We start from the raw sequence: 17136 nt of genomic DNA, 5'->3' as shown, positions 1-17136 counted from the left end.
CTAATCAAAAATTTTCCAAACTTAAAGTATCTTCGCACCCCATATAACGCATAGGAAATATCATGCCTTGGCTTCAGCTGACAATAAGTAGCAAAAAATCCATGGCAGGGCAAGTAGAAGAGGTTCTTGCAAATGTCGGGGCTCTTTCAGTTTCATATGAAGATAACGGCAATCAAGCAATACTCGAGCCAGAAATTGGCCAGCACCCTTTATGGGACCTAGTCAGCATGACTGGACTTTTTGATGCTTCAGCTAACACCAATCTAATAAGTGGCATCTTAAGCCAACAATTAAAATTAAAAAAAATAGAATACCGATGGGAGCTGCTTGAAGATAGAGACTGGGAAAGAGAGTCACTTAAAAATTATCAACCTATCAAATGCGGTCATCGTCTATGGGTTTGTCCTAGCTGGATCAAACCGCCGGAGCCAGAGAGCATTAATCTATTGCTTGATCCTGGGCTCGCTTTTGGAACCGGAACACATCCCACTACATTTTTATGTCTGCAGTGGCTGGATGCTGCAAGATTAGAAGGAAAAACTATTATTGATTATGGTTGCGGCTCAGGAATACTTGCTATTGCGTCATTGTTGCTTGGGGCCAAAAATACTACCTGCATAGATATAGACCCACAAGCATTAATGGCTACTACTGAAAATGCAAAAAGAAACGGCTTGATGTCTAATGTCATCGATGTATATTTGCCAGAAAAGGCCCCAAATAATCCAGCTGATATTGTAATTGCCAATATATTGTCCGGTCCTCTTATCTCTCTGGCGTCACGCTTAGCTTCTTTGACTGGTCCTGACGGACTTCTTTGTTTGTCAGGGGTAATCGAAAACCAAAGTAAAGAGGTCCAAGAAAATTTTTCAGCGTGGTTCGAGTTTGATGCGCCTGTATATAAAGAAAACTGGGCTTTATTGACTGCGAAAAAACGTGGGCTCCTGTAGCTCCATAGAGCTACCTTATAAGTCAGTTATTCGCTTAATAAAATTATATAAACGCTATTGGGTGTTGGAAATGCTAGCCTGCCCTTATGCTTTTATAATAAACTTTTGACTAAAATAACCAACTGGTATCATATCCCTCCCCCCTAAAGAAGTATTAAAACTGAAAGAGGCTGCAACATTTGATAAAAATTGGCACTCATGCCCTGGAAGGTAAAACTATGTTGGCCCCCATGGCTGGAGTCACTGACTTACCGTTTCGCAATCTTTGTAGGCGGCTAGGGGCGGGGCTTGCTACTGCAGAAATGATCACCTCCGATACCAGTCTATGGAACAGCAAAAAGAGCCAGCAGCGCTTGGTACATAAACATGAAGCCTCCCCAAGATCTATTCAGCTTGCTGGAAGCATTCCAGAAATAATGGCAGATGCGGCACGCCAAAATGTTAAGCTGGGTGCAGAAATTATCGATATAAATATGGGTTGCCCGGCAAAAAAAGTATGCAGACGTGCGGCTGGGTCAGCTTTACTTCAAGATGAGGGCCTAGTTGAGTTAATACTAAAGGCTGTAGTTGCCGCTGTAGATGTACCTGTTACCCTAAAAATTCGCACTGGCTGGAATGAAGAAAACCGAAATGCTTTGAAAATTGCATTAATTGCAGAAGATTCAGGAATACAGGCATTAGCCATCCATGGTCGTACACGTGCATGCCGTTTTCTAGGCCATGCAGAATTTGATACTATCGCCTCTGTAGTAGAGGCCTTATCAATACCTGTTTTCGCAAATGGCGATATATGCACGCCACAAGATGCCAAAAAAGTACTAGACTATACTGGCGCAGCTGCAGTTATGATAGGTCGTGCTGCTCAAGGAAATCCTTGGATATTTAGAAAAATTAATCACTACCTTGAACAGGGAAAAATTCCAAAAGAACCCACAAATAGTGAAGTAGTAGGTATAATCAGTTCACATATAAAAGCCATTCATAACCACTATGGGGAATACTTGGGGGTTAGGATTGCCCGAAAACATGTGGGTTGGTATGTTAATGCCTTATCCGATTGTCAGCAATTTCGGCATCATTTTTGTCGATTAGAGGAGCCTGGGCAACAAATACAAAGCTTGCATGAGTTTTTTAAAGCAATAAAAATTACATGGAACGAAGCAGCATGAGCACTAGTAAAGCACTGAAAGTACAATTAGAAAAAAATTCTAAGCACATAAGGGCGCATAGGCATGGATCTATGCGCGAGTGTGTAGAGCATGCATTAGAAGAGTACTTTCATGATCTGGGTGATCAGGCTGCTCGTGATCTATATCATTTAGTTGTTAGCGAAGTCGAGTCTACTTTGCTTGAGGTAACGCTACAATATACCCTACAGAACCAAAGTAAGGCTTCTGAGATGCTTGGGCTCAACCGCGGAACGCTAAGAAAGAAGCTTAAACAATATAATCTCTTGCAGTTAAAACCTGTCTAGAACTAACTATTTTGCAATAAGAAAAAATTATTAATGAGAGTATTATGAGCGACCTACGTAAAGTTTCACGTGTTCTTATAAGCGTATCTGATAAAACTGGAATAGTTAAATTTGCCGAATCACTAAGCATGCTGGAAATTGAAATTCTATCTACTGGCGGAACCTATCGCTTGCTTAAAGAGAATGGCATTAACGTTCGAGAGGTTTCAGACTACACCGAATTTCCAGAAATGATGGATGGTCGGGTAAAAACACTTCATCCAAAAATTCATGGCGGCATACTGGGTCGTCGCGGTACTGATGAAACTGTCATGAGCGCACATGGAATCCTAGGGATTGATATGGTAGTGGTCAACCTCTATCCCTTTGCTGCTACTGTTGCCGATCCAGACTGTAGCTTGCCTGCCGCAATTGAAAATATAGATATCGGCGGTCCAGCTATGGTCAGGTCTGCAGCAAAAAATCATAAAGATGTGGCAATAATTGTTAACGCCCAAGACTATGATTTAGTGCTAAATGAGATGAACAGCAAAAATGGCTACACATGCTACAAGACTCGTTATGACCTAATGGTAAAAGCATTTGAACATACAGCCGCCTATGATGGCATGATTGCTAACCATTTTGGTGCTCGTAACACTAATAACGAAAAACTTGGCTTCCCTAACACCTTCAATATGCAATACATGAAAGCCCAAGAAATGCGCTACGGAGAAAATCCACATCAAAATGCAGCATTTTATGTAGAGAAGAATGTAACTGAAGCCAATATTGCAACTGCAAAACAACTACAAGGCAAAGAGCTTTCTTATAACAATATCGCTGATACAGATACTGCACTAGAGTGTGTCAAACAGTTCGATCAGCCTGCCTGTGTCATCGTAAAACACGCCAATCCTTGCGGTGTTGCAGTCGCGAAAAATATCAGTGCAGCCTATGATCTAGCTTTTAGCACCGATCCAGAGTCAGCTTTTGGTGGAATTATTGCCTTTAATCGAGAGCTCGATGAAAAAACTACTATGACTATATGCGATCGTCAGTTTGTAGAAGTCATCATAGCGCCAAGTATTTCTGAAAAAGCTAAACGCGTCATCAGCAGCAAACAGAATGTTCGCCTTTTAGAATGTGGAGAATGGAAACAAGAAAGACCTCAAGGTTTTGACTTTAAACGCGTCAATGGAGGCCTGCTCATTCAAGACAGAGACAACGAGATGATCACTCGAGAAGATTTGAGGGTGGTTACCCAGCGAAAGCCTACTGAAAAAGAACTTGATGAAATGATTTTTGCCTGGAAAGTCGCAAAAATGGTCAAGTCTAATGCTATAGTTTATACAAAAAATAATCGGACTATTGGCGTTGGTGCTGGCCAAATGAGCCGTATAAATTCGGCGCGAATTGCTGGTATAAAAGCAGAGCATGCAGGTCTTAAAATCAAAGACTCGGTTATGGCGTCTGATGCATTTTTTCCTTTTAGAGATGGTCTCGATAATGCTGGCAGCGAAGGTATTAGCTGTGTGATTCAACCAGGTGGCTCAATTAGAGATGAAGAGGTTATCGCTGCTGCAAATGAGTACGGCATGGCAATGGTCTTTACCGGGATCAGACATTTCCGCCACTAAGAATAGATCCTTCCTTTGCAAAGAGAAAAATCCATGAATATTTTAATAATTGGCTCTGGGGGACGAGAGCATGCCTTGGCATGGAAAGTCGCACAAAATCATGCCGTTAAAAAAGTTTTTGTGGCGCCAGGGAATGCCGGTACTCAGCTAGAACCAAAAGTAGCCAATTTAGCTATAGATCCAAGCAACTTCGAAGAGTTAGCTTTTTTTGCCGAAAGCAATGAGGTGAATTTAACTATCGTAGGCCCAGAGCAACCTTTAGTAGATGGTATTGTAGATTTTTTTTCAGACCGAAATCTACCCGTTTTTGGTCCAAACAAGAGGGCTGCGCAGCTAGAAGGCTCAAAAGCTTTTGCTAAGGATTTTCTTGTCAGGCACGGTATTCCTACTGCCGAATATCAGAAATTCACTGAAATAGAGCCGGCTATTGCTTATCTTCATACAAAAAATATGCCTATCGTAGTGAAGGCTGACGGATTAGCTGCAGGAAAGGGTGTAGTGGTTGCAATGACACTTGATGAAGCACAGCGAGCTGTCAATGACATGCTGGCTGGCAATGTTTTTGGTGAAGCGGGCCACCGAATTGTCATAGAAGAGTTCTTAGCAGGAGAAGAAGCAAGTTTTATTGTTATTGTTGACGGAAAAAATATACTGCCAATGGCAACCTCACAAGACCACAAGGCTCGAGATAATAATGACAAGGGTCCAAATACTGGAGGCATGGGCGCCTATTCTCCAGCACCTGTTATAACAACTAAAATCCATAATCGTATTATGAAGGAGGTAATCAGGCCAACCGTTTTGGGTATGGCGGCAGAGGGTAATCCTTACACAGGTTTTCTTTATGCCGGCCTAATGATCATGTCAGATGGCACGCCCAAAGTAATAGAGTACAACTGTCGCTTTGGCGACCCAGAAACACAACCCATCATGATGCGCCTTAAATCAGACCTAGTTTTCCTATGTGTTGCGGCGCTAAACAAAAAACTAGATCAGCATAGCCTTGAATGGGATCCCAGGTCAGCGCTGGGCGTTGTGCTTGCCGCAGGAGGCTATCCTTATGAATATGATACAGGCGATATAATATATGGATTGCCAGAAAAATCATCAGGCGCGGAAAAAGTGTTTCATGCGGGAACAAAGTGTATTGACGGCAAGACAGTAACCAATGGCGGCAGAGTGCTTTGTGTAGTTGGTTTAGGAGATAACGTCAGCGAGGCACAAAAAAAAGCCTATCAGCTCACTAATCAGATTTCTTGGAATAATGTTTTCTTTCGTGATGATATTGGATATCGGGCAGTAGGCAGAGAGAAATTAACTTTATAGTGTCTATTTTGTTCACACGTCTGACTTCTTTTTCTGCTCTTGTTTAGATGCCCATATGTTTATACCTTGAGCATTTAGGATAAAATCTAGTTCTAATAACTTTTCTACTGCCTTTAAGTCTAAGCTCGGTTGGGCAGAGGAGATTCTAGTTAACGTCATCTTCTTCACTGCAAGTAAAATTTTCTGCTCTCTATCCGGCTCATGGCAAAGCGAATAGGCAATCTCTCGATAGCATTCAATCTGCTCGCGCAGCAAATCAGCTTTTTTTCTTGGCTCCTCAACAACACTGTAGTGAGTTAAAAAAAACCTTTTAGGGCCATAGCTCATCAACAGATCTATAGAAGCTAATAATTTATCTGGATCAAACTGCACTGGCGACGTGGTAGGTATAATGAATCGATCTAGATCGCTCGCCATTGCTGCATATGAAATCCCAAATGTATCTCCGGAAAACCATCCTTGGCTAGCTTGATCCCAGATACAGAAATGATGCTCTGCATGCCCAGGAGTATGGCGAAACTCTAGAACTCTATTTTCCAAATAAAGCTTTTCTCCATCTTCGATGATCAAAACTCGATCCGCAGAGACTGGGATAATTTTTCCATAAAATTGGGTAAATTTTTCTTCCCCGTATACCGCTTTTGACCCCTCAATCAGCTTGTCTGGATTGATCATATGTCGCGCACCTCTAGGGTGAATAGCTAGCTGTGCATTAGGGTACCTTTGCATTAACACACCAGCTCCTCCCGCATGATCTAAATGCACATGAGTTGGAACAATATATCGAACTGATTCAATTCCGAATCCCAGTGATATCAGGGCCTCATGAATTCCCTCTGCTGTATAGGCTGTTCCCGTTTCTATTATGGCGACTTGATCGCCTTCGATCATCAAATAGCAGCACGCATTACCTGGACAGATATATCGAGCATCAACGCTATAAATTCCATTGCCCAGATTTACATGTTTGTTAACTTTCATTTTTAACGCCCAACTATATAGTTTATAATTTTGCTATAATCCTTTATCTTTACATAGTAATTTGGAAGCACTGATGAACTCAAGACGACTTTCATCCATTGATGGTTTTTTAGCTCAAGTGGACTTGGCTCTAAAAACAATAACATCCGAGAACCCTGTCCATAATCGACCCTCTCCAGCAAAAAATACTTCTGAAGAAGCACTAACTAGCGAAGAAAAACGCCAATCTGCAGCATTAATGCGAGTCAACCATACTGGAGAAGTTTGTGCTCAAGCCCTATATCAAGGGCAAGCCCTAACAGCAAAACTCACTACTGTTCGGCATGAAATGGAGCATGCAGCCAGTGAGGAGGTGGACCATCTGGCTTGGTGTCGAGAACGCGTGGTTCAACTTGGGGAGCAGCCCAGCACGCTAAACCCCCTATGGTATGTTATGTCTTTTGGTCTTGGCGCCATCACCGGTCTTGTTAGCGACAAACTTAGCCTAGGATTTGTTGCAGCCACAGAACATCAGGTTTGCGAACACCTAAGTATTCACCTACAAAAGTTACCCTCTAATGACATCAAGAGTCGGATAATTGTTGAGAGAATGCTCGAAGATGAAGCCCGTCACGCAGAGTCAGCCTTAAAGGCTGGAGGGGTAGCATTCCCCTCACCAGCCAAATCACTTATGACTACTGCGTCTAAAGCGATGACAAAAATTAGTTATTTTATCTAAGAGTCTAGATTTATCTTTACGTTATTTAGCGGTTAATAGTGGGCAAACCACTTCTATAATTTTCTGTTTAATCCAGTCATGTGCTGCAGACTTAACGCTCCTAGAATGCTGTACTAACACTATTGGTACAGAGCTATCAAAGTCTAATTCTTTTGGATAGGCCTTACGGACAATTCCATAAGTAGCGCCATCGCTTTTTAAATCATGCATAGTCCCCATCATCAAGCAATCTGTTACCCGCAAAACATTTAAGGCGGTCATCAGCTGATCGGTTACCATTGCTTTTTTTCGCTTCAGACCTTTCTCTTTTAATTGTGAGTCAAAGCGTGTTTGTTGGGCCGTATCGCCAGATGGTGACCGAAGCAGGGCATACTGAACAAAGGGGTAATTTAGCATTTCATTCAGTTTAAGCTGCCTTTTCTCTGCCAAAGGGTGCCCAGTGTTCATCCATACAGCCGGCGTAAAACTCCCTAGCGAGGTCTCGTGGTAGTCTTCAGTGTATGGGCGTGCAATTTCAATAGCAAAATCCAAATCACCTTTTTCTAGGCCTGATACCTTGGTGTTAGAGTCTTCACCCACCAGCCGGATGGTCATTAACGGTGCCTCCTTAACTAGCTTTTGAGTTAAGGCTGGCATCACTTGAACGGCAATAAATTCAGCAGCCATAATAAATATCTCTCCCTCAAAGGTTAGGGGATCAAACTCTTCTTTTAGCATCATGGTTGCTATAGCTGCTAAAACTGCTGGCAATTGTTTTTTTAGCTCGATCGCTCTTGGGGTAGGAGACAATCCTCGCCCACATCTGACAAACAAGGGATCATTAAATGTTTCTCGCAAACGTTGTAATGTTTTGCTCATAGCCGGTTGTGTGATAAACAGCCTTTCGGCAGCCTTAGTCACACTCTCTTCCTCTAAGAGTCGCTGTAGTGCTACTAATAAATTAAGGTCTACGCGAGATAACAGTTTTGCATCCAAGATCATACTCCAAACTAGATAGCACTAAAGAGGTAAACTGCCATCTTAGATAGCAGCAGATGAATGCTGGCAACAGCATTATATAAGCATGGTAGGCGCACTCTATATCTATAGAGTAACCCATTAATTGTTATTCCTAAAAATTATAGATAACATAATATATATACATTTTAAGAATGTGTGTCAAGTGCTGTATATTTATTTTGTTGATGAGTAGATTATTGAATCGCTTTCCAGGACCGATTCCACCAAATTGAAAATCTTGTTTGTTCTTCTCCCTCAGTATTCTTTTATAGGCGGCATAAGCTGCCTTTTTTTAATTGCTAATTTTTGACAATCAGACTTTAGGGCTATTAATCTCGAATGTGTGAGTAACCTCGACGCCACCCTTGGTGAGCATAATAGAAGCGGAGCAATATTTTTCAGCGGACAGCTTAACTGCGTTACGCACTATGCTTTCTTTTAGATTGTCGCCTGACACCAGAAAATGTAGATGTATTTTAGTAAATACTGCAGGAACCTCTTTGGCTCTGACTGCAGTAATTTCTGCCACGCAAGTCGCTACGCTTTGATGGCTTTTCTGCAAAATATGAACCACATCAAAAGCTGAGCAACCTCCCATCCCCATCAGCATCATCTCCATAGGTCGAGGTCCTGCATTTCCACCGCCATAATCTGGAGGACCATCCATGATAATCCTGTGTCCAGACTCAGACTCGGCTATAAATTTAACCTCTCCACCCCATGTAATCTTTGCTTTCATAAAAATAAAAGGCCTCAAGAAATTTAAAAAATTCATGTACTTATAGCTAAGCTAAAAATCCTAGTCTACATAAACATTTCAGATAATTTTAATCCTGGATCATCTGCACGCATAAATGTTTCACCCACCAAAAAAGCATTTACATCATGATCTTTCATGGTGGCAACATCGTCTGAATTGAGTATGCCGCTTTCAGTAATAATAATTCTATTTTTTGGAATCTTATTCAAGAGCTGAATAGTTGTATCAAGACTTGTTTCAAAAGTATGCAGATTACGATTATTGATTCCAATCATTGGATTATCAATCAACAGGGCTCTATCAAGCTCTTCTTCATTGTGAACCTCCATCAACACATCCAGGCCAAGCTGTCGGGCAACTCCATGCAGCTCCTCTATGTCTATCTGGCTCAAAGCTGCAACAATCAATAAAATACAATCTGCGCCTAGCGCATAAGACTCATAGACTTGATAAGGATCAACTATGAAATCCTTTCTTAAAACTGGCAAACAGGTGGCGTTTCTGGCTATTTTTAAATAATCATCTGAGCCTTGGAAAAAAGCACTTTCCGTCAAAACAGACAAGCAAGCTGCGCCGCCTTTCTGATAACTTATAGCAATTTTTTCAGGGTCAAAATTTTCTCTGATCACCCCTTTGCTAGGTGATGCCTTTTTAATTTCGGCAATAACTGCAGATACTCCTGTATTTATTTTTGCAGAAAGGGCGCCTGAAAAACTTCTTACTTCTCTGTTTTTTAGCTCTCCGCAACATTGCTGCTCTAACTCGGCCAGCGACACATTTCGCCGTCGACTAGCGACCTCTGCTATCTTTTTAGTTAGAATTTTTTTTAAAACTGTTGGAGTATCCAATGCTGCATCCATGATATTTTGACTACGATTTGTAATATTTTTCTTGCCTAAAAACAACGAGTAAACGCAGCAAGCTCAGAAATTTTTTCCTTAGCTAAGCCACTACCAATAGCGTCTTGCGCTAAAATAACACCTTCTGCTAAATTATTCGCGACGCCGGAAACATAAAGTGCTGCTCCAGCATTTAACGCAATTATATCAGATGCAGACTCAACCTTAGAAGAAAAGACGCGCTGCTTAGACAGCGCTAACTTTATCAAATCCAAGCTTTCTTTTGCATCAGAAATCTTCAGGTCGTCAAGATTACCTTTGCTCATTCCAAAATCTTCTGGCATTAAAGTGTATTCGCTAATTTCGCCGTCTTTGAGTTCTACAATCCAGGTATCAGACGAAATACTAATCTCGTCCAATCCATCCTGAGAATGAACAACAAGTACATGTTCGCAGCCTAGTGCCCTCATTACTTCTGCAAGCGGGATTAACCATTTGCGATCATAAACGCCCAGCAGCATATTGGGAACTTTGGCTGGATTGGTGAGCGGACCCAGCAGATTAAAAATAGTACGTACGCCAAGCTCTTTGCGTGCACCAACAGCATGCTTCATTGCGCCATGATGATTAATGGCAAACATAAAACCAACCCCAACCTCTTCTACGCAAAGGCCTATCTGTTCTGCTGATAAATCTAAATTTACCCCCGCATACTCTAGCAAATCTGCGCTACCACTGCTGCTACTAACCCCTCTATTGCCATGTTTGGCAATGTTCGCACCTGCTGCTGCCGCAACAAAAATACTTGCTGTAGACACATTAAAGATCCCTGCGCTATCGCCACCTGTTCCAACGATATCCACCAAATGCTCATTTGTTAAGTGTAATGGCACTGATAGTTCACGCATTATTTGGGCCGCACCAGTAATCTCTTCGACCGTTTCACCCTTCATGCGCAGTCCGATCAAAAATCCACCTATCTGAGCATCGGTAGCTTTTCCCGTCATAATCTGCATCATTGCTTCACGCATGTCACTGATCGAAAGATTATGGCCATTCAAAATTTTGTTAATTGCCTGCTGAATGTCCATCATAGCCTTTTTTAGTTTTTCAAAAAATTTTCGAGCAAGTCGTGCCCATTTTCAGTAAGAATCGATTCTGGATGGAATTGTACGCCTTCTACTGCAAAATCGCGGTGACGAAAACCCATAATTTCATCAATCTCTCCTGTCGATTTTTTAGTCCAGGCAGTCTCTTCAAGACAACGCGGCAAACTTTCCCTTTCGACAATTAAGGAATGATAGCGAGTTGCCTCAAAAGGATTGGGCAAGCCTTTAAATACTCCCTTGTTGTTATGATAAATAAAGGACGTTTTCCCATGCATTACATTTCTGGCTCGTATAATTTTTCCACCAAAAGCTTGGCCAATACTTTGATGGCCCAGACAAATGCCTAGGATAGGGATTTTTCCAGAAAAATGTTCAATCGCCGCAACAGAAATGCCTGCTTCGTTAGGGGTACATGGTCCAGGGGAGATAACAATTTTTTCTGGGGCTATTGATTGGATTTGGTCTAATGTCAGCTCATCATTACGGATGACGCGCACCTCAGCCTTGAGTTCTCCCAAGTACTGCACTACGTTATAGGTAAACGAATCATAATTGTCAATCATTAAAATCATAGCCAGGGTGCCTTAGACGACTAAATCAACAGCACGAAAAATAGCGCGTGCTTTATTTATAGTTTCTTTCCATTCCAGTTCTGGAACCGAATCTGCTACTACTCCGGCGCCAGCTTGCACATAAAGCTTACCGTCTTTAATTACTGCGGTTCTGATGGCAATAGCAGTATCCATATTGCCATTCCAGCCAATATAGCCTACAGCTCCCCCATACACCCCGCGCTTCACTGGCTCAAGCTCGTCAATTATTTCCATAGCACGAATTTTTGGAGCTCCGCTCAAAGTACCAGCCGGTAACGTTGCTCGCAGCACGTCCATAGCCGTAGTGCCTGGCTTCACCTGACCAGTCACATTAGATGTAATGTGCATAACATGCGAATAACGCTCTACTAGCATCTGATCAGTGACTTCTACTGTTCCTATTTGGGCAACTCTTCCCACATCGTTGCGACCCAAATCAATGAGCATCAAATGCTCTGCAATTTCTTTGGGGTCACTTAGCAGCTCTTTTTCTAGGGATAGGTCTTCCTCGGAGGTGTGTCCGCGACGACGAGTTCCGGCGATAGGTCTCACTGTTACCGCTCCATCCTCTAGACGAGCTAAAATTTCTGGCGATGACCCTGCTATATGAAAGGAGTCTAGATCCAGAAAGTACATATAAGGGGATGGATTAAGGCAGCGTAATGCCCTATAAAGATTCAAGGGTTCGGCATTAAAGTCTAGAGATAACCGCTGCGATGGAACAACCTGCATTGCATCGCCGGCTAACACGTAGTCTTTTATCTTGCTGACTGCTTCCAGAAAATTCTCTTCGCCAAAACTAGACACAAAAGCAGATTCACTTTGTTCTTTACTATCTAAGTTCAATGATGGCAGATCCGGAACAGAATTTTTGAGTTTAGCTTCAAGCTCATCTAGTCGTTGCTGGGCCTTACCCCAGGCGTTTATATCACAAGCATCCTGGTGAACAACAAAAATTAGTTTTCCCAGCAGATTATCAAAAATTACCACTTCATCAGACACCATCAATAAGATATCTGGATTGCCTAAATCATCTTTGGGTGCCGATTGCTTTAATCTTTCCTCAACATAACGTACGGTATCGTAGCTAAAATAACCTACAAGTCCTCCTGTGAAGCGAGGCAACTCAGGTAACTCAGGTATCTGGTATCTGGACTGAAAAGCTTCAATATCACTTAGAGGATCTATCGTAGTCTTAGATTCTATAATTTGATTATTTTTTTCTATCACCAATTGATCGCCGAAGACCTTTATAATGGTACTTGATGGCAGGCCTATGAGGGAATAACGCCCCCATTTTTCGCCACCATGAACAGATTCAAATAAATACGAGTATGGCCCTCTTGCTAGCTTTAAATAACAAGACAATGGTGTTTCTAGATCGGCCAGAACTTCTCGTATCACTGGGATTCGACTGTAATTTTGCTTAGCTAGCTCGGCAAAATGCTCAGGGGTCATGACTGCTCAAACTCCAATTTGGATAATTCTGCACGCATACAATTAATGGCTTGACGATAATCATCAGAACCATAGATGGCTGAACCGGCAACAAAAGTATCTGCCCCTGCTTCAGCAATTGCTCTAATATTTTTAGTGGTAACACCCCCATCGATCTCCAGGCGAATGTCTAGCCCACTGTTATCAATAAGGGTACGAGCTTCACGCAACTTACCTAATGTCGCTGGAATAAATTTTTGTCCCCCAAAGCCAGGGTTTACAGACATTAGTAGAATTATATCCACTTTTTTTAAAAAGTGTTTTATCTCATCAAGCCCCGTTTCGGGATTTAACGCTAAACCACCTTTACATCCTGCATCTCTTATCAGTTGCAGGGAGCGATCAACATCCTGAGAAGCCTCCGGATGAAAGGTTATCCAGTTAGCGCCGGCAGCAGAAAAACTGTTAATAAGCTGGTCTACGGGGTCAACCATGAGGTGCACATCAATAGAGGCTACTATCCCATGGTCACGCAACGCCTTGCAAACCATGGGGCCAATAGTCAAATTAGGCACATAATGATTATCCATTACATCGAAATGGACTAGGTTAGCACCTGCATCAATAACAGCCTCTACCTCCTCTCCCAATCGAGCAAAGTCTGCGGACAGGATTGATGGTGCTATAAGAAAATTATTCATGTATTTCTCTTTTTGGAGCTCAGAATATACTTATAAATCGATTATTTAGCGCTACGATCTAGAATTTCAGATACAATTTTAGCTTACTTAACAACTTGTAAGAAGTTGCAATTACAAGTTTTTATCGTAACACTTGGAGTATACCTATTTCTAACTATTATCTAACATGACAATAAAACACTCAGATCTTAGGGAGTTTATTAAATTCCTAGAAAAGCGCGGCGAATTAAAGCGCATTAAAGTCGAAGTTGATCCTGTTCTAGAGATGACGGAAATTTGTGACCGTACCCTTCGCGCTGGCGGCCCAGCTCTATTATTTGAAAATCCCAAAGGATTCGATATTCCTGTGTTAGGCAATCTTTTTGGTACGCCAGAAAGAGTTGCGATGGGCATGGGAAAAGAAACTCTTCTTGCCCTGCGAGAAGTAGGAGAGTTGCTCGCTTTTCTAAAAGAGCCAGAACCGCCGAAAGGAATAAAAGACCTCTGGGGAAATCGTGATAAGTTTAAACAAATTCTAAACATGCCAGCACAGGTTGTAAAAAAAGCTGCCTGCCAAGATTTTATCATTGAAGGTGCAGATGTTGATTTAAACAAACTACCAATTCAGACCTGCTGGCCAGGTGATGCGGGGCCACTGATTACTTGGCCGCTAGTTATCACCCGAGGTCCAGAGAAAGAAAGACAAAATCTAGGTATTTATCGCCAGCAGGTAATAGGGAAAAATAAACTAATCATGCGATGGTTGTCTCATCGAGGAGGGGCGCTTGATTTTCAAGACTGGCAACTAGCCCATCCTGGAGAACCATTCCCAATTGCTGTAGCTTTAGGTGCTGACCCCGCAACTATACTAGGTGCAGTCACACCTGTGCCAGATACTCTCTCAGAATATGCTTTTGCAGGACTACTAAGGGGTGAAAAAACAAAGGTGGTGGGCTGTTTGGGCAGCGACCTTCAAGTGCCAGCAAGCGCTGAATTTATCCTAGAAGGCTTTCTTTATCCAGACGAAATGGCGACTGAAGGCCCTTTTGGAGACCATACTGGCTACTATAATGAAGTGGATCAATTTCCAGTTTTTACGGTGGAAAGAATCACTCATCGCAAAAACCCGATCTATCATAGTACTTATACTGGCAGACCTCCTGACGAGCCAGCCATTCTGGGGGTAGCACTGAACGAAATATTCGTTCCTATTCTACAAAAACAATTTCCAGAAATTATTGATTTTTATCTTCCACCTGAAGGTTGCTCCTATCGCATGGCTGTTGTTTCGATGAAGAAAAAGTATCCTGGCCACGCCAAGCGAGTGATGATGGGAGTTTGGTCTTTTTTACGACAATTCATGTACACGAAATTTGTAGTTGTTGTAGATGACGATGTGAATCCTCGCGAGTGGAGTGATGTAATATGGGCCATTACAACTCGAATGGACCCTAAGCGAGATATGGTGATAATTGATAACACCCCCATTGATTATTTAGACTTTGCTTCTCCTGTCTCTGGATTGGGCTCAAAGGTAGGGTTTGACGCCACTAATAAATGGCCGAGTGAAACAGATAGAGAGTGGGGGAAACCAATCGAAATGGATACCAAAATAAAAGAAAAAATTGACAGGCTGTGGGAATCCTTAGGCATCGAAAAATAAACTTATTCTCTGCGCAAAATAGACTGATTTAGCTTTGCATGCCTTTCAATCCATGTCCGCCCATGGATTTAATTTATCAAATATTACGTCCTGTTTATGCCCAGGCATATGTATGCCATCACAAGAAATATCAATATCTTGTTCTTGAACTAGAGCTTCCCCGAAGCGATAGACAACTGGAATATTGCCTTTATCTGCTTTTTCGGCATAATTTTTTGCTGCTTGACGAGTTTCTTCTCGACGGCTTTGGTAATCTGCCATCACTGATCCATACCTAGCAGACAGCATATTCTCCACTTTGCGCGGAGAAAGGACTACTGCTGTAGCATTATTACCACCAAATCCTTTTGAATTTACAAATGCTACATCCATTTTTCGATTAACAAGATCCATGTCCTGTAAAGGGAAAAACAAGCGTTTTTGAGCAACATCGTCAGCAATCTTATCGACTGTTTTAATGCCAGGAAGTATGTCGTACTTAAATGTCCCCAGTGCAAAGGCGAGTTGATCGCCACTAGCTGCTGCCAAAGAGTGCCCTACGAAAGCTTTTGCAGCCGTAATAGGCCAATCCTTGATAGAAAAAGCTTCTGCTACACGATCAAATATTCTAGATTCTGTAACTCTATTTGCAGGGGTACTAGAGCCGTGTGCATGAATGAAACTGTGTTTGCGAACGGTTGATTCACCTACAATTGCAATTGCTGATGCTACCGCTTTAGAAAAAGAAACATAATTGCCAGCACCAGGCGCTGATATAGATCTCTTGATGCCGTCTGCATTGATAAACACATCAGAAACAGCACCATGTACGTCTGCCGCAAGATCTATAGCAAGGGCGTCATCCATAAGAACTATGTATTGGGTAGCCTCACCAATTGTAAATCCACAATTTTCTCCAAATGGTCTGCTAGCTTTTCGCCAATTTGGTGTTTTCGATGAATCCAACTTACAAAGATTAATATCAGTGCCTAGAGCGCCCATACTGGTAAAACCCTCCATGATTTCTGGAGTCAACCCGGCCTCAGCGCTGCCAACTATCGCCACCCTTCTTCGCCCGCTTCTGATATCTTGAATTGCTGCCTGCAAAACATAAAGAAAAGATGCGCAAGCTCCTGTTATTGCAGCCGTGTGGCCCACACTGCCTATTACGTAAGCGTTCACAAAATCTGCAGGCATTGTATTCAGGCCCATGGCATAATGCTTTGAGGTCGCCCGCTCTCCCAAAAGTCTTGCCTGTAGTAACCCGCCCAGCCCCTCTTTAGTGACTTGTCCCATAATGCTAGTGCAATAAACACCAACTTCATCAGGGCGAATGCTGGCTGCTATTTTGTCCCATGGAATCCCGATAGAAGCTAGCGCATCACTGGCCCCCAGTAGCGCCAACTGAAGTCCTCTGGGATGAAAACGCGAGCTATATTGCGCAGCAGGATCAAAGCCTGAGGGGAGCTGTCCTGCAGCTTTGGCTGCCTGTTCAGAATATGTCGGTACTAAAAAATCTGCAGCGCCTTTAATGCTGACCTCGCAAAAAGCTTCATCCAAATATGTAATATTCCAGTGCTCAGGAATCGATGCAGGTATATCTTTTTTGGCTAGCCTGAAAACTACAGCTTCTCCATTTTGAGGCTCTATTTTTATTCGTTTGTGGCCGTATATTTTTTTGGGATCAAATAAAGAATCCTCCAGACGACGGATTAAGGTGCCTTTAAGCACTAAATTACCAAAGGCCTCTACCACCTGCTTCGGGGTACACTGTTTGTTTTCTGCATCGACATAAAGCTCCCCGTCCCATGAGACCAGCTTCATCAGGCAAGCCAAGCCAACTATGGTTTGCTCTTGCTGATACTCCGAAAGAGACTCAATAACTATGCGGCGAAAAGCCTGATGAGACGAACTTCTTCCAGCAGCATTATAACCACCAAAACCTACTATAATTGGCAAAGCTTGCATCGGCTGACACTCTTGTTTATATAGATATAAGTAAGTTTATC

Annotated in this window: 16 protein-coding genes; 7 read left to right on the top strand and 9 right to left on the bottom strand. The window is 42.4% G+C overall.

What is annotated here, in order from left to right:
- Positions 1-62: 62 nt before the first annotated feature.
- The 5 genes from prmA (at position 63) to purD (ending at position 5369) form a co-directional block, all read left to right on the top strand.
- Positions 63-950, top strand: coding sequence for a 50S ribosomal protein L11 methyltransferase (prmA, locus tag ABXT41_RS00290; protein ID WP_415390845.1), 888 nt, complete (start codon positions 63-65; stop codon positions 948-950).
- Between the two features lie 179 nt (positions 951-1129).
- Complete coding sequence (gene dusB, locus ABXT41_RS00285) at positions 1130-2119, top strand: tRNA dihydrouridine synthase DusB (protein ID WP_415390844.1); 990 nt, start codon at positions 1130-1132, stop codon at positions 2117-2119.
- Entirely contained in the window at positions 2116-2424 is a 309-nt protein-coding gene (gene fis, locus ABXT41_RS00280; protein ID WP_415390843.1) for a DNA-binding transcriptional regulator Fis, read from the top strand. The genes dusB and fis overlap by 4 nt, the downstream gene beginning before the upstream one ends.
- A gap of 44 nt (positions 2425-2468) precedes the next feature.
- On the top strand, positions 2469-4043 hold the full coding sequence (purH, locus tag ABXT41_RS00275; RefSeq protein ID WP_415390842.1) for a bifunctional phosphoribosylaminoimidazolecarboxamide formyltransferase/IMP cyclohydrolase: 1575 nt from the start codon (positions 2469-2471) through the stop codon (positions 4041-4043).
- Positions 4044-4076: 33 nt separating this feature from the next.
- Entirely contained in the window at positions 4077-5369 is a 1293-nt protein-coding gene (gene purD, locus ABXT41_RS00270; protein ID WP_415390841.1) for a phosphoribosylamine--glycine ligase, read from the top strand.
- A 12-nt stretch (positions 5370-5381) separates the two neighbouring features.
- Here the strand turns inward: purD and ABXT41_RS00265 are convergent, their stop codons facing one another.
- The gene (locus ABXT41_RS00265; RefSeq protein WP_415390840.1) at positions 5382-6350 is read right to left on the bottom strand and encodes an MBL fold metallo-hydrolase; all 969 of its coding nucleotides are present in this window, start codon (positions 6348-6350) and stop codon (positions 5382-5384) included.
- 73 nt (positions 6351-6423) lie between these two features.
- Here ABXT41_RS00265 and coq7 point away from each other — a divergent pair, with 73 nt between their 5' ends.
- Complete coding sequence (gene coq7 / locus ABXT41_RS00260) at positions 6424-7068, top strand: 2-polyprenyl-3-methyl-6-methoxy-1,4-benzoquinone monooxygenase (RefSeq protein WP_415390839.1); 645 nt, start codon at positions 6424-6426, stop codon at positions 7066-7068.
- 21 nt (positions 7069-7089) lie between these two features.
- On the opposite strand, the gene ABXT41_RS00255 is transcribed toward coq7, so the two are convergent.
- The 7 genes from ABXT41_RS00255 to rpe form a co-directional block, all read right to left on the bottom strand.
- Entirely contained in the window at positions 7090-8043 is a 954-nt protein-coding gene (locus ABXT41_RS00255; RefSeq protein WP_415390838.1) for a LysR family transcriptional regulator, read from the bottom strand.
- 337 nt (positions 8044-8380) lie between these two features.
- On the bottom strand, positions 8381-8806 hold the full coding sequence (locus ABXT41_RS00250) for an OsmC family protein (protein ID WP_415390837.1): 426 nt from the start codon (positions 8804-8806) through the stop codon (positions 8381-8383).
- 65 nt (positions 8807-8871) lie between these two features.
- A complete protein-coding gene (trpC, locus tag ABXT41_RS00245; RefSeq protein ID WP_415390836.1) occupies positions 8872-9687 on the bottom strand; it encodes an indole-3-glycerol phosphate synthase TrpC in 816 nt (271 codons plus the stop codon).
- 35 nt (positions 9688-9722) lie between these two features.
- Complete coding sequence (gene trpD / locus ABXT41_RS00240) at positions 9723-10757, bottom strand: anthranilate phosphoribosyltransferase (protein WP_415391483.1); 1035 nt, start codon at positions 10755-10757, stop codon at positions 9723-9725.
- Positions 10758-10768: 11 nt separating this feature from the next.
- Positions 10769-11347, bottom strand: coding sequence for an anthranilate synthase component II (locus ABXT41_RS00235; RefSeq protein ID WP_415390835.1), 579 nt, complete (start codon positions 11345-11347; stop codon positions 10769-10771).
- Between the two features lie 12 nt (positions 11348-11359).
- The gene (gene trpE, locus ABXT41_RS00230; RefSeq protein ID WP_415390834.1) at positions 11360-12826 is read right to left on the bottom strand and encodes an anthranilate synthase component I; all 1467 of its coding nucleotides are present in this window, start codon (positions 12824-12826) and stop codon (positions 11360-11362) included.
- The gene (rpe, locus tag ABXT41_RS00225; protein ID WP_415390833.1) at positions 12823-13506 is read right to left on the bottom strand and encodes a ribulose-phosphate 3-epimerase; all 684 of its coding nucleotides are present in this window, start codon (positions 13504-13506) and stop codon (positions 12823-12825) included. The genes trpE and rpe overlap by 4 nt, the downstream gene beginning before the upstream one ends.
- 172 nt (positions 13507-13678) lie before the next feature.
- On the opposite strand from rpe, the gene ubiD reads away from it, so the two are divergent.
- Positions 13679-15148 (top strand): 4-hydroxy-3-polyprenylbenzoate decarboxylase, encoded by a 1470-nt coding sequence (gene ubiD / locus ABXT41_RS00220; RefSeq protein WP_415391482.1) that lies wholly within the window; start codon positions 13679-13681, stop codon positions 15146-15148.
- 45 nt (positions 15149-15193) lie between these two features.
- Here the strand turns inward: ubiD and ABXT41_RS00215 are convergent, their stop codons facing one another.
- Positions 15194-17095 (bottom strand): beta-ketoacyl synthase, encoded by a 1902-nt coding sequence (locus tag ABXT41_RS00215; protein ID WP_415390832.1) that lies wholly within the window; start codon positions 17093-17095, stop codon positions 15194-15196.
- Positions 17096-17136 lie beyond the last annotated feature (41 nt).

It is taken from the genome of Porticoccus sp. Uisw_050_02 (assembly GCF_047729555.1).
Lineage (GTDB): Bacteria > Pseudomonadota > Gammaproteobacteria > Pseudomonadales > Porticoccaceae > Porticoccus.
The sequence above is the reverse complement of the archived record's forward strand: the minus strand, read 5'-3'. Positions and strand labels throughout refer to the sequence as shown.

Bases quoted from the DNA above. Each gene is read 5' to 3' on its own strand.
- prmA (WP_415390845.1), top strand. From the start codon at position 63: ATGCCTTGGCTTCAGCTGACAATAAGTAGCAAAAAATCCATGGCAGGG.
- fis (WP_415390843.1), top strand. From the start codon at position 2,116: ATGAGCACTAGTAAAGCACTGAAAGTACAATTAGAAAAAAATTCTAAG.
- purH (WP_415390842.1), top strand. From the start codon at position 2,469: ATGAGCGACCTACGTAAAGTTTCACGTGTTCTTATAAGCGTATCTGAT.
- purD (WP_415390841.1), top strand. From the start codon at position 4,077: ATGAATATTTTAATAATTGGCTCTGGGGGACGAGAGCATGCCTTGGCA.
- ABXT41_RS00265 (WP_415390840.1), bottom strand. From the start codon at position 6,350: ATGAAAGTTAACAAACATGTAAATCTGGGCAATGGAATTTATAGCGTT.
- coq7 (WP_415390839.1), top strand. From the start codon at position 6,424: ATGAACTCAAGACGACTTTCATCCATTGATGGTTTTTTAGCTCAAGTG.
- ABXT41_RS00250 (WP_415390837.1), bottom strand. From the start codon at position 8,806: ATGAAAGCAAAGATTACATGGGGTGGAGAGGTTAAATTTATAGCCGAG.
- trpC (WP_415390836.1), bottom strand. From the start codon at position 9,687: ATGGATGCAGCATTGGATACTCCAACAGTTTTAAAAAAAATTCTAACT.
- trpD (WP_415391483.1), bottom strand. From the start codon at position 10,757: ATGGACATTCAGCAGGCAATTAACAAAATTTTGAATGGCCATAATCTT.
- ABXT41_RS00235 (WP_415390835.1), bottom strand. From the start codon at position 11,347: ATGATTTTAATGATTGACAATTATGATTCGTTTACCTATAACGTAGTG.
- trpE (WP_415390834.1), bottom strand. From the start codon at position 12,826: ATGACCCCTGAGCATTTTGCCGAGCTAGCTAAGCAAAATTACAGTCGA.
- rpe (WP_415390833.1), bottom strand. From the start codon at position 13,506: ATGAATAATTTTCTTATAGCACCATCAATCCTGTCCGCAGACTTTGCT.
- ABXT41_RS00215 (WP_415390832.1), bottom strand. From the start codon at position 17,095: ATGCAAGCTTTGCCAATTATAGTAGGTTTTGGTGGTTATAATGCTGCT.